At 51.9% G+C, this 12724-nt stretch carries 9 protein-coding genes and 1 tRNA gene; 9 read left to right on the forward strand and 1 reads right to left on the reverse strand.

Annotation, left to right across the window (positions count from 1 at the left end):
* Positions 1-472 precede the first annotated feature (472 nt).
* From M6D89_RS02260 to M6D89_RS02285, 6 genes are all read left to right on the forward strand, one after another.
* A tRNA-Ala gene (locus M6D89_RS02260) sits at positions 473-548 on the forward strand.
* A gap of 1072 nt (positions 549-1620) precedes the next feature.
* Entirely contained in the window at positions 1621-2202 is a 582-nt protein-coding gene (locus M6D89_RS02265) for a hypothetical protein (protein WP_253966408.1), read from the forward strand.
* Positions 2203-2506: 304 nt separating this feature from the next.
* On the forward strand, positions 2507-3121 hold the full coding sequence (locus M6D89_RS02270) for a hypothetical protein (RefSeq protein WP_253966409.1): 615 nt from the start codon (positions 2507-2509) through the stop codon (positions 3119-3121).
* 175 nt (positions 3122-3296) lie between these two features.
* Positions 3297-4256 (forward strand): AEC family transporter, encoded by a 960-nt coding sequence (locus M6D89_RS17340; RefSeq protein WP_253966410.1) that lies wholly within the window; start codon positions 3297-3299, stop codon positions 4254-4256.
* 172 nt (positions 4257-4428) lie between these two features.
* Positions 4429-5298 carry a carboxypeptidase-like regulatory domain-containing protein gene (locus M6D89_RS02280; protein ID WP_253966411.1) on the forward strand — a complete coding sequence of 290 codons (870 nt, stop codon included), beginning with the start codon at positions 4429-4431 and terminating at the stop codon, positions 5296-5298.
* Between the two features lie 146 nt (positions 5299-5444).
* On the forward strand, positions 5445-5978 hold the full coding sequence (locus tag M6D89_RS02285) for an AAA family ATPase (RefSeq protein ID WP_253966412.1): 534 nt from the start codon (positions 5445-5447) through the stop codon (positions 5976-5978).
* 137 nt (positions 5979-6115) lie between these two features.
* Here M6D89_RS02285 and M6D89_RS02290 read toward each other — a convergent pair whose 3' ends face one another.
* Positions 6116-7846 carry a glycoside hydrolase family 43 protein gene (locus tag M6D89_RS02290; protein ID WP_253966413.1) on the reverse strand — a complete coding sequence of 577 codons (1731 nt, stop codon included), beginning with the start codon at positions 7844-7846 and terminating at the stop codon, positions 6116-6118.
* Positions 7847-8039: 193 nt separating this feature from the next.
* Between M6D89_RS02290 and M6D89_RS02295 the strand changes: the two genes are divergently transcribed.
* The 3 genes from M6D89_RS02295 (at position 8040) to M6D89_RS02305 (ending at position 12647) form a co-directional block, all read left to right on the forward strand.
* The gene (locus M6D89_RS02295; RefSeq protein WP_253966414.1) at positions 8040-9632 is read left to right on the forward strand and encodes a glycoside hydrolase family 43 protein; all 1593 of its coding nucleotides are present in this window, start codon (positions 8040-8042) and stop codon (positions 9630-9632) included.
* Positions 9633-9776: 144 nt separating this feature from the next.
* Positions 9777-10415 carry a glutathione S-transferase gene (locus M6D89_RS02300; RefSeq protein WP_253966415.1) on the forward strand — a complete coding sequence of 213 codons (639 nt, stop codon included), beginning with the start codon at positions 9777-9779 and terminating at the stop codon, positions 10413-10415.
* A gap of 156 nt (positions 10416-10571) precedes the next feature.
* Positions 10572-12647 (forward strand): TonB-dependent siderophore receptor, encoded by a 2076-nt coding sequence (locus M6D89_RS02305; protein ID WP_253966416.1) that lies wholly within the window; start codon positions 10572-10574, stop codon positions 12645-12647.
* The last annotated feature ends 77 nt before the right edge of the window (positions 12648-12724 follow it).

Below are 12724 nucleotides of genomic sequence, written 5' to 3' on the forward strand. Positions count from 1 at the left end.
TCCATGCGTGCTTACCCACAAAAATAGGCCTGCGCTCGGCTCAGTCGCAGGGGCCCCCTGGGGGTGCCGGATTCAGAAATCGGTGCCTAGTGTGTGCTTTTGGGCCTTAGCTCAGCTGGGAGAGCGCAACGCTGGCAGTGTTGAGGTTAGTGGGTCACAAATTCGCCGGGAGCGAATTTGCACGGCGGATGCCGCCCGGAGTGTGGGGCACATGGATGTGCCCCATGCATCCCGCTAGGCGGGGGTTCTATCAGTGCCTAGCGTGTTTCGACGTCCAATCTCGTGATTTATAGGTATGGGCTCAACAGTCTCAATACGGGCTAGATAAAGCTGATTCGCTTCCGAGGCCTTCGTGCTGCTGAAAAATCAGGCAGATTGGGTAATGCCTGCTCGCTAAGACAAAAATCTATAAATTTCTGTATTCGAAGTGTTGACAGCTCCCCGTCTCGCGCCTATTATGCGCACCTCTTTCGGGGCCTTAGCTCAGCTGGGAGAGCGCAACACTGGCAGTGTTGAGGTCAGCGGTTCGATCCCGCTAGGCTCCACCAAACACAAAACCCTCTGTCCGACAGGACAGGGGGTTTTTTTGTTTGTGGGGCTTGTGGGTGAGACCGCTGACGCGCGGTTCACAAAATCGCCGGGAGCGAATTTGCACGGCGAACGCCGCCCGCAGGGTGGGGCACATGGACGTGCCCCATGCATCCCGCTAGGCGGACAGCCGAAGTCCCACACCTACTTACGAGGCTCCCACAAGTACGGGGGTTTTTTGTTTGTTCCGCTGAAAGATCAGCGGGAGGGAGGCTTAGCTCCGGTTCAGAAAATGGCAGGATAGCCATTTTGCACAGCGCATGCTGCCCGTAGGGCGAGGGCCTAGGATGGCCCGAGTGCATCCCGCGAATCGTCGAAGTCCCGCCGCTATGTGCGATAGCCTCTTCAGGACAGGGGGTTTTTGTTTGTGGGCTTTGTCGGGTGAGACCGCTGACGCCAGCGTGTTTGATGTGCATGGATGCGCAAATGTCGCGGGCGCAGGAAGCGCAGGAGCGACCTCTAATTCGCCGGGAGCGGATTTGCACGGCAAACGCCGCCCGCAGGGTGGGGCGCAGGGACAAGGTGAATGCCTCTGAGAGGCAGAGAGGGCGGCCTGGGCCGAGTGCCCCGTGCATCCCGCTAGGCGGGCAGTCGAAGTCCTACGCATCTCAGTCTCTCGTATACTCCTGCACCGTCAGAGTGGGTCGGTCAGAAAACCGCGCCAGCCAACATTGCCTTCTCAGCCTTCGGCCGGCGGTTATGGGAGCTTCGAATTTAAGGTTTGCTCGGCCCGTGTTCAGGGGAAACCCTTGAACACTAGAGGTCAGGTGTCATTTATCCAAAACATTTTTCTCTATAAATCAGAGTGATAGCCTCGCCTTGCGCCAAACGGTAAAAACAATTACATTGAAATCCAAATTAATTCAGTCGCACTTTCCTCAGACAAGGAGTTGTCAAAATATGCTCTCTTTTCTTTTAATATCAAACGCTTGCGTTTCGCACTTAAGGCAGTTCCTACAGGAGATAGGATGCGAGAGAAAAGTGCGACTGAGTCGCATGAACTAGCTGTTATGCCTCTAGGTAAGACGAACTATGGAAAAGAGACCGAATAAATCTGAAGAGCTGTTTCTATCTCTTGGATACAACAGATTCTATGACTTGTTCGATGAAATCATGGAAGATGAATTCTGGGAAAAAGAAGATTGGTATAGGTTTAGCAAAGTATCGAATATATTCGCCGTATATTCTGAGCTGTTGATGTACGAACCATTCAAGTATGTACTTGAATCTATAAAGAAGCAGCGTCCACCCATGGAATCTGAAATAGGTGGCCCCTTGTTCAAGTTCGTACGAAATATCCTTGCGCATTTCCCCGTCTTTGAAACATGGAATGATGTTTGGGTAAGCAAAGAATTAGTAAATTGGCAGAGAGAAGGTCTTACTATTGATCGATTTCTAAAAAAGTACTCTGGCCATGACGAGGTTAAATATCGGTTCTGGGAGGCTGAGAAAAAACGGATGACCTACATGAGCATAAGCTTTCCGAAAAAATATGATGAAAACAAGATATATCTTAAAGATATAATCGCAGAAAAAGACGGGGTTAAATTTTCACTTTTTATGATGCGTCAAATTATAAATACACAGGTGGAGTCCGTCGGTGAAAAGGCATAACAAAGCAAGCAAATGGGACAATTGTTACGCTGCGCTTCACAATTGCCCCTTCTTGCGGCGTTAGGTAATATTCATGATTCGAGCCGCAATATTCTTAACTTGCATGACCTATTCGGCGTTGATATTCGCGTGCTCCTACCCTTCTAGAGGGGCACAATTCGACAATTTAATTAATATCGAAAAAATTGGTCACAACGAATGGAATCTAATAGTCCCGAAGGACGTAGGCCTTCTCAAATATACGAGGGTCAGGTTGTGTAGCACTGACGATTTGAAAGTCATTGTTTTAATAGGGTAAATACTAGTGGATTTTAGCGAGCCCAATCCTTACCGGCGTAATCTTCTAATAATGTCAATTGGGTACATCATACTGGCTCTGACAGATGCGAAAGTGGTTCCTGATCAGAGCGGCGCCTTCAGTATTGGGCTAATGAAGTTGCAAGTTGAAAAGCCAGAGCTATTACCCATCATATCTATAGTTCTTTTGATCTGGTTTGCCTTCAGATTTCGAGCTAATGATCGCGTTGGCTATTCTGGCTGGCTGGCTGACATACAACGATCATTATACTATTCATTTCTAGCACAGGAATATGCAAAATCACTTGCCCTTTCTCAAGGGTTTGATTGGGAGGAGGAAGCTGTACTGAGATATAAAGGAGGTCTAACCACGGTGCTCTTTTCGATACTTTTCGCTAGGCCAGGGCTGAACAGAGTTACCAGTATAGAGCCTTGGAAGTGCAGTCGAATCAATCATGTAAATGATCCCCTACCGCGCATTTCAAAATTACATAGGCTTGCGATCGCTTTGGACGTCATTGGGATACTGCTCAGCAGGCAAAATTCATTTGCTGACTTTATTCTTCCTTGGTGCCTTTTCCTAGTTGCATTATTGATTGCCGTTTTGAAGTTAGCTATATAGAGGGAGCACGGGGGCAGGTCTTGAATCGTGAATTCCAGAGTCAGCTTGTCGAGCTCGAAGACCTCGCCCCTGTTACCCTTGGGCAGTTAACTCTTTAAACCCCCGCCTTAACCTTGACAAAACCTCGGCAAAAAGCGGAAGCTAACACACCACACATATCTTCGTACGAGCCGCCGTGAATAACAGCGATTTACTATCCACCTTCATCTTTTCGGTATCGGTAAGCACACCTATTTTCTTGATGATTGCCCTGGGCGCGGTATTGCGTCGTGTGGGCCTGATCGATGAAGCGTTTATCAACACCGCTTCACGCTTGGTTTTTTCCGTCGGGCTGCCGGTGTTGTTGTTTTTCAGTAACGCCAGTGCAGATTTTGGCTCGGCTACCGATGGTCGCATTATGATCGCCGTGGTTACCGGTGCTCTGCTTGTTTTTATACTGAGCTTTGTAACCGCCGGCTGGTTTGTGCGCGATAAAAAAGACCGAGGGGTTCTTACCCAGGCGGCCTTTCGCGGCAACCTGATTATTATCGGTCTGGCGTACTGTGCGAATGCCTATGGCGAGAAAGGTATCGCTATGGCGGCTTTGCCCTTGGCCGTTACCATCGTGCTGTACAACGTATTATCCGTTGTCGCCCTCAACCGTGATCTAGACGGAGGGCGTGGTTTTCGCGGTGTATTCGCGGCTATTGCGCGTAACCCTTTGATTATCGGCATTGTCGCTGGGCTGATTTACGGTGCTTGGGGGCCATCTATTGCCGAGCCCATTCGCCGGGCGGGGGGCTATCTGGGAGATATGTCTTTGCCACTAGCGCTGTTGTGCGTCGGCGGGACGCTTAGCCTGAAATCGCTGGGTCAAATGGGCGGAGGCGTACTGGCCGCTAGCTGCTGGAAACTGTTAGTCTCACCAGTAATAACGGTGACGCTGGCGCTGTTGTTGGGGCTTAAGGGCGATGCGGTTTCGGTGGTCTTTTTATTGGCGGCCGCACCCACCGCCACAGTAAGCTTTGTTATGGTGCGCGGCATGGGCGGAAATGCTGCCCTTGCGGCGACTATGATTGTGCAGACAACGCTATTCGGCTTGGTGAGCCTTACCATCGGGTTGTGGCTCGTCGAGGCGTTTGCTCCGACGCTGTAAGCCTTAGGGTTAAAAGCTTCGGGGACAATTTTAAACCGTAAGCCGAAACGGGACAGATTTATTTTTACGGCTGTTTGAACCATTTGAACGGAAAGCTCGTGGTATCGTTAAAAGGTTTTAAATAAGAAACGGCGGTTGATTTACGCATTGGAATTCTATAAAGGGAATATTAATGAACGGACTACTGGAAAAGTTTGTACAGGGCGTGATGTTTGGAGTAGGGGTTGTAGTTGTCCTTGTGCTGGCGTTTCTATTCTTCGGGCAATTCATTTTTGGTGGACTTACCCCTTCTTTTACTGAAGACTCTGGTGCCGAGCATTCGCAGGAGTATTTAGGTGTACCCGCAATTGAGCAGGGGTATTTAGGCGTACATTCAATCCGGCGAGGCCACTGGCCCAACAAGCTGGTCGTGATCGGCGCCGGGCCTGGGGAAATCGTCGGTAAAGTCGTGGCGGAGGGAGAGCCTCGGGCGGGGGTAAGGCTACGTCTGTATTTAAATGGTGCCGCACAAAGTCAGTGGGCTGTATCGGACGAACTGGGTGTTTATCGTATTCCTGTGCCCGAGGGCGAGTATCGTATAGATGGGCTTGAATTGGATATGTCGGTAGCCCACGCTACGCTTTCTGGTTTAATTCTGAGCCCTAATATTGATATCGATAGAGACAACTTCTATGCACGTAAGGCCGAGCCTGCCAGAGGTCTACAGGTATCTTTTGTAAAGCCTGTCATCAAGAACGCTACTGCAAAGCGTTATGGGGCTGAAGAGCCTATTGTACTTTCCTGGCGCGCGTACGAAGGTGCAAAAAGCTATCGTATTCAGCTGTGGGAAATGTCCTCACCCGGCGGTGGCCATGCAAAAGGTCTTTTCAGTTGGCGGGATACTCCTGAGGTTGAAACTACAGAAATTAATATGCGTGACTATGCTACTGATCTTAAGTCCGGTTTGTATTATTATTTTTCCGTAACAGCCTTTGATGGCCAGGGGCGCGAGATTTCCGAGTCGACCGGTGCTCTACAAAGTTACGACTTTAAGCTCAATTAAGTTTGTGAGCCACGTTATTTTTCAAAGCGGCAGTCGGGCCTTCATGCTTAATTTTCGATAATCTTCTTAGCCTGACTTCAGGCTTAGGCGCGCTTGACGACGGGATACGCCAAACCGAAAACACAACAAACCACAAAAAACTCTTTATGCGCAAAGTAAACGTCATTGGCACCAGTGGTACGGGAAAAACCACGTTTGCTATCGCGCTTGCCGAGCGGCTTGGTTATCCTGTCATTCATATGGATGCGCTGTTCTGGAAGGCGGGATGGACGGAAAGTGCGGATGAGGAGTTTTTTGCCAAGCTTGAGCAGGTTCTTTCCTGCGATCGCTGGGTGTTGGATGGCAATTACAGTCGCAGCCAGTCGGTGAAATGGAAAGACGTGGACACGATTATCTGGTTGGATTTCAGCTTTACCCGAACATTTATGCAAGCATTAAAGCGCGCTATTGGGCGAATATGGAGCCGGGAAGAGCTTTGGCCGGGTACGGGCAACCGCGAGAGCCTTCGCCTGCTTTTCTCGCGGCACTCCATCATACTGTGGACGCTGCGTATGTACCCGAAAAATAAAAAACGCTACGCGAACATAATGACCGACCCGCAATACGAGCATATTAAATTCGTTCGTCTAAAGAGTCCGAGCGAATGCCGTATCTTTATTGATTCGGTGAGAGCGGGTTAAGGGCTCGGCTTGTGTAGGGCCGGACTTGTGCCGTATTTGTATCATGCCTTGCCTTTCAAAAAACTGAAGCCGCAAGCTCTGCATTAAAAACCCTTTGCCGCCAGTAAGGCGGCAAAGGTAAGGTATCGCGACTGCTTTTACTCAGCGCAGTAAGGCCCAATCAAAGTCCCCACAAACCCACCAGCTACATTCGTGCTGAGGTTGGTGGCATCCACGCTTTCGGCGAGGGTGTGTTTGGTGCCGTCTACCTCGTAGCTTGCCTGCATTTGTCCGGCGTTGAATGCCAGGGTCAGCTCTACGGGCGCTGAGCTTTCGAGCGGTTGGGCGCTGATCAATTCACCTTCGGTAGAGCCCTCGCGGCGGTACAGGGCAACCTGTTTTTGGCCATCGAGTTGAGTGACGCCCAAAAACATCAGGTGGGTATCACTTTGTACCGCGGCCAGGCCTGCCATGTCGCCTTCGGCGGTCGGGTCAAAGGTGACGGTGGTGGAGACGTCGGCAATGTGGTGTTGCTGACGGCGCCCGATAAAGGACGGAACCACATCTAGGTTGCCCAGTCCACCGCGACACGCCAGGTTGAGCGCTCCGTTGTCCACTTGGTAAAAGTCTTCGCTCGGGTTGCGCAGGCCCATCCACGATAACGACAGGCTGTCGCCATCAAAGCTGTCGGTGTAGCCAAAGTTGCCGGCGGTGGGCAGCTCGGCGGGCGGCTGTTCGGGCAGGGCGGGTTTTTCCATGGCAAACGGAATGCGCTCGCCCTGGGGAAGAATGTAGGGCCAGTCGTCTTTCCAGGTAACCGGCAGCAGAAAGGTCTCGCGGCCGATGTTGAACATGTCGTTGTTGTAAGGGCGAATAGCGAGGAAAGTGGCCCACCAGTCGCCGTTGGGCAGTTGCACAAACTTGGCGTGTCCGGCGGCGATAATTGGGTCTTCGCGCTCCCACTCTAAATCGCGTTGGGTGAGTATGGGGTTGTGGTCCGCAGGCGTGTAGGGGCCCCAAACATTATCAGCGCGAAAGATAGTTTGCGAGTGGTGAACGCTGGTGCCGCCTTCGGCGGCGGTAATGTAGTAGTAGCCGTTGCGCTTGATAATGTGCGGCCCTTCAATCCATACAGGTTCTTGGGTGATATCCACACCGCCGTTAATCAGCTGCTTGCGCTCGCCCACCATCTTCAGGTTCTGCCAGTCAAATTCCTGAATCCAGATGGCGCGGTGGCCGTCGTAGCGGGGTTCTTCATTGGGGGCGTCGTTGTTGACGATATAGGCCTTGCCGTCATCAGCCCAGTAAATGGAGGGGTCGATACCGCCAAAGCCCAGCCAGTGCGGGTCCGACCAGGGGCCGGTGGGGTCCTCGGCGGTCATGACAAAATTGCCGTCACAATCCACGCAAGTGGTTACCAGGTAGTAGGTGCCGTCGTGGTAGGACAAATCCGGCGCGAATATCCCGCGCGAGGCTCGCAGGCCCGAAAAGTCCACTTGGTCGGGGCGATCAATGGCGTTGGCCACTTGCGTCCAGTTAACCAGATCTTTGGAGTGGTAGATCGGCAAACCCGGATAGTGGGTAAATGAGGATGTCACCACATAGTAGTCGTCGCCTACGCGAGCCACGGTGGGGTCGGGGGCATAGCCCGAGATAATCGGGTTGCGAAATTCGCCTTCGCCCACGGTGACGTCTTCTTGCGATTCGCCCCGATAAGAAAATTGGCTGAATTCGGCGGTTTTTTCCGCAGCGGGCTTAGCAGGGGCCGATGATGTCGGTGCATTTTGAGCGGTGGCTTGCTCACTGGGCGGGGCTGTTTCGGGGCTATTGTCGCAGCCGGTAAGGGCGGCAAAGAACGCCAGAGCGGCGAGTGAGGTCATTCTTCTCATGTGATCAATCCTCGATGCTGTCGTTAGAGTTGTTTTAAGTGGAATTAAAAATATATTATGATTATTTCATATTGTATTATTAACTATAAGTCTTTTGAGTGATTCACTCAAACCCTTAGCGAGGTTAATTCGCCGCTCGTGTTTCAGAGCCTGGGGTCGACTTCACGATAAAAACCAAAAGCGAAGGATGGTTATGATTCTGCGAATGGGATTAGTGGCGGCGTTATGGGCACTGCTGGCATGTAGCAGCCAAACTGAGTCGCCCGCACACGCTGTGAGCCAAACCACGGCCCGCAATCCGCTGATTTGGGCCGATGTGCCCGATCCGGCGGTGATTCGTGTGGGGGACACCTACTATATGAGCAGCACCACCATGCACATGAACCCCGGGGTGCCGCTGATGAAATCGACCAATCTGGTGGATTGGGAGCTTATTGGCTACGCCTACGATACGCTGGCCGATGGCGATGCGTCGACTCTGAGCAATGGTGAGCAGTCCTACGGCCGGGGGTCTTGGGCGAGCAGTCTGCGTTACCACAATGGCCGTTTTTACGTGAGCACTTTTGCCAATCACACGGGTAAAACCTACATCTTTTCCAGCGATGATATTGAAAGTGGCGAATGGCAGCGCGCGGAAATTGACGAGTTGTTTCACGACGCCTCGCTGGTGTTTGACCAGGGACGGGCTTTTCTACTTTACGGCAATAACGATATTAATTTAGTAGAGTTGACCGCTGACGCTTCTGCGGTTAAGCCGGGCGGCCTGCGTACCACAGTGATTGAGAATGCCTCGTCTATTGCCGGAGAAAATTTCTGGGTGCCGGCGGAGGGAGCCCAGGTGAGTAAGCGCAATGGCTACTACTACATTAACTTAATCAGCTGGCCTGCTAATGGCATGCGCACCCAGTTGGTCTATCGCGCTAAACAGCTAACGGGGCCTTACGAGGGCAGGGTGGTGTTGCAGGACCGGGGCATTGCCCAGGGCGGTTTGATCGATACACCCGAGGGCGACTGGTATGCCTTTTTGTTTCGCGATTTCGGCGCCGTGGGGCGCATTCCTTACCTGGTGCCGGTGCGCTGGCAAAACGATTGGCCGGTATACGGGGTGGACGGCAAAGTACCCGAGACGCTGAGTATTACCTCGCAACAGTCGGGGCTGGGTAATCTTGTGGCTTCAGACGATTTTGACTATTCGGAAATCGGTTCTGAGGCCGTAGCACTCAAGCCCGCCTGGCAGTGGAATCATAACCCCGATGCGAGTGGCTGGTCGGTGACGGAACGGCCCGGCTACCTGAGCTTAACGAACCAGCGCATCGATCAGGGATTGCTGGATACCCGCAATACTCTGACTCAGCGCATGTTTGGCCCCGAGGCTCGGGCCACGGTTGCCCTTGATACCACTCACTTAAAACCCGGAGATGTCGCGGGGCTTGCCGCTCTGCAGGCCCAATACGGTTTTGTCGGAGTTGAAAAAACAGAAACCGGAGCCTCCTTGATTATGGTGTCCGGGCAATCAAAAGACGACAAGGTGACACAAAGCGAGCAAGCGCGAGTTGCTTTGCCTCAGACGAAAGTTTATTTACAGATTCGGGCCGACTTTAAAGACCAACGCGATCTGGCCAGCTTCTGGTACAGCCTGGATGGGATGCATTGGAACACGCTTGGTACTGAACTTAAAATGGAATACACACTGCCTCATTTTATGGGCTACCGGTTCGCGCTGTTTAGCTACGCAACCCAAACACCGGGTGGGCGCGCGGATTTCGACTTTTACCGATTGGAATAAAACGGCAACGGGTTTTGGGCGCTGAAACATGGCGCCCTTTCAACTGCCAATGCCCCGGTGGTTTTTAGTGAATAGGTTTCGGGCCTTGACACTTATCCCTTCATCCTCGACCCTAGCGCCCGCTAACACTCAACCCTAGGCGCTATGAACCCAGTACTTCCAACCCTCTATTCCTTCCGCCGTTGTCCCTACGCCATACGTGCCCGCTTGGGGCTGCTATTTGCCGGTATCTCGGTCGAGCTGCGTGAGGTGGTGTTAAAACATAAACCGCCGCAGATGTTACAGATAAGCCCCAAGGGGACGGTGCCGGTGTTGCAATTGCCCAATGGTTCGGTGATTGAAGAGAGCCGGGATATTATGATCTGGGCGTTGGAGCAGGGCGATCCGCAGGGGTTGCTATATGGCGGCGCCAGGGCCGAGGCACTGATTGAGCGCAACGACAGTGAATTTAAACATTGGCTGGACCGCTATAAGTATTTTGACCGCCACCCGGCTATGAGCCAAACCGAATATCGCAAACGCGGTGAAGCGTTTTTGCAGACGCTGGAGCAGCTGCTGGACAAAAACAGCTACCTGCTAGGCGACAGGCCCAGCACTCCCGATATCGGCGTAATGCCGTTTGTGCGCCAGTTTGCCCATGTGGACCGCGATGTATTCTACAGCCTGCCTTACCCACACTTGCAGGCGTGGCTTAAACAGTGGCTGGAGCATTCGCTGTTTGTTCGGGCAATGGTGAAATATCAGCCTTGGCAAGAGGGTGAGCCTAAGGTTCTATTTCCGTAAATACTCGAGACGCCTCTGTCGTTTAAGAATCCACAGCCAAACTTGTGCACCTGCAATCTTAGAAATAAGAATCACTATCATTGACATTTTTGTTAATAAATGTATATTGCACGCCTTACTTTAATGCTAGCTAGTTATGGAATGTAGGGGGTGTACATGTCTGAATCATTGAGAACTCGACAGTGGCTTTTGGCGGCTTTGATCGCCGGTTTTAGCAGCCAGGGCGCGCTGGCGCAGGAAGGTGCCTCTAAGCAAATCGAAGATGTGTTGGTCTACGGCGAGGCGGGAGAAACCGACTCTGCGACTAAACTGAATATGACCATTTACGAAACCCCCCAGACGGTTACCGCAATCTCGCGCACGCAAATGGATGACTTCTCTCTGGACTCGGTCAATGAGGTGCTTGATTACACCCCAGGGGTTACCGTAGAAGAAGTGGAAACCAGCCGCACTTATTACACGGCCCGTGGTTTTGATATCGTCAACTTTCAGTACGACGGTGTCGGTACGCCGTTTGTGTATGGCAATGTATCGGGTCAGCTGGACACGGCATTTTACGACAAGGTTGAAGTCGTGAAAGGCGCGGCCGGTTTGGTGACTGGCTTGGCGAACCCATCGGCGACGGTTAACTTTGTTCGCAAGCGTCCTACCCAGCAGTTGCAAGCCAGTGCCCGCGCTTCGGTAAACGAGTGGCAGGGGTATCGTTTAGATGGCGATGTTTCTGGCTCTTTAAGTGACTCGGTTCGCGGGCGCCTGGTGGTGGCTACGGAAGATACCGAGTCCTACTTAGATCGCTACGAGGAAAGCACCGACCTGTTTTACGGCGTGTTAGAGGCCGATTTAACCGATACCACATTGCTGACGCTAGGCCATAGTTACGATGACAATCGCGGCGAGGGCATTCTGTGGGGCGCACTGCCTTTGGTTTACGCCGACGGTACACCCACCGATTACGATGTCTCTACCAATACGGCACCCGATTGGACTTACCGCGATATGCAGCAATCGCAATCGTTTGTGGAACTGAAACAGCAGTTAAGTGATAGCTGGACGGTTAATGCGATTTATACGAAAACCTCCACCGATAACGAGTCGGAGCTGTTTTACGTTTTTGGTACACCGCAGCAGGACGAAACTGGTTTGGGCGCCTCAACCGGCCGGTACCTGAATGAGGTGGATCAGGATATGGTCGACCTTTCGGCCTCGGGCGATGTGCATTTGTTTGGTCGCGATCATCAGCTGGTGTTCGGGTATAACTATGCCGACGTAAACTACACGGCAAATTCTTACAATGACCTGAGCGCTGTGGGGTCGCCGGTGCTGGGTAGCGATTGGGCCGAGGGGAATTCGCCGCGGCCAAACTTTAACGCTCATGACCCTGTATACGGGGTTAGCGATGTGGAGCAAGAGCACGAATCGTTTTACGCTGCCGCCCGTATTAACGTGACCGATGCTTTATCCGCATTGGTGGGCGCGCGCCAAGCAGAAATTGTTCAGCGGGGTATCAACTATGGTAATGCTGCCAATACCGATGCTGACGATACCGTGCCTTATTATGGTTTGACTTACCAGATAACCAACTCGCTGATGGCTTACGGTAGTTACTCCGAGGTGTTCTCGCAACAACTTTTTGTGAATGACCAATTTGAGCCCTTGGGAGCGACTCAGGGTGAAAGTACCGAGTTTGGTTTAAAAGCTTCGTTTAATAATGATTTGGCGGTAGTGACTCTGGCCGCGTTTGAGTCTGATTTGAGCAATTTGGGTGAGTTTACGGGCCGCGATCCCGAAACTAATACGGCATTTTATGCTCCTAGGCAATACACTAGCGATGGTTACGAATTGGAGTTTTCCGGTGAGTTGGTCAAAGGCTTGAATGTTAGTGCGGGTTACACTTGGATTAATATCGACGGTGAAGCCGGCGAAGCCAAGCCCTATATTCCCGAGCAGATGCTGAAGGTCTCAGCGTCCTACCGTGTGGCCGCCATTCCCGCCTTAAAAGTGGGCGGCTCGCTGAAATGGCAGGATGATATAAATACCGTAGGCGGTGCGGTTACTCAAGAAAGCTATACGCTGGTCGACCTAGTGTTGCAGTACGAGTTGACCCAACAGCTGACGGCTGCCATTAACCTGAAAAATATCACCGATGAGAAATACTTAAACAGCCTGTATTGGGATCAGGCCTATTACGGCGCACCGCGCAATGTGAGCGCATCTATTAGCTGGAAATATTAATATTGCACTAGTATTCCTTTGGTTTTGTGAGCTCTTGCAAAACATTTGGCAGGTCCGATGAAAGTCGTGCCTGCCTT

The sequence above is a fragment of the Gilvimarinus xylanilyticus genome (assembly GCF_024195295.1).
Lineage (GTDB): Bacteria > Pseudomonadota > Gammaproteobacteria > Pseudomonadales > Cellvibrionaceae > Gilvimarinus > Gilvimarinus xylanilyticus.

Bases quoted from the DNA above. Each gene is read 5' to 3' on its own strand.
- M6D89_RS02290 (WP_253966413.1), bottom strand. From the start codon at position 7,846: ATGAGAAGAATGACCTCACTCGCCGCTCTGGCGTTCTTTGCCGCCCTT.
- M6D89_RS02295 (WP_253966414.1), top strand. From the start codon at position 8,040: ATGATTCTGCGAATGGGATTAGTGGCGGCGTTATGGGCACTGCTGGCA.
- M6D89_RS02305 (WP_253966416.1), top strand. From the start codon at position 10,572: ATGTCTGAATCATTGAGAACTCGACAGTGGCTTTTGGCGGCTTTGATC.
- M6D89_RS02300 (WP_253966415.1), top strand. From the start codon at position 9,777: ATGAACCCAGTACTTCCAACCCTCTATTCCTTCCGCCGTTGTCCCTAC.
- M6D89_RS02265 (WP_253966408.1), top strand. From the start codon at position 1,621: ATGGAAAAGAGACCGAATAAATCTGAAGAGCTGTTTCTATCTCTTGGA.
- M6D89_RS02285 (WP_253966412.1), top strand. From the start codon at position 5,445: ATGCGCAAAGTAAACGTCATTGGCACCAGTGGTACGGGAAAAACCACG.
- M6D89_RS02280 (WP_253966411.1), top strand. From the start codon at position 4,429: ATGAACGGACTACTGGAAAAGTTTGTACAGGGCGTGATGTTTGGAGTA.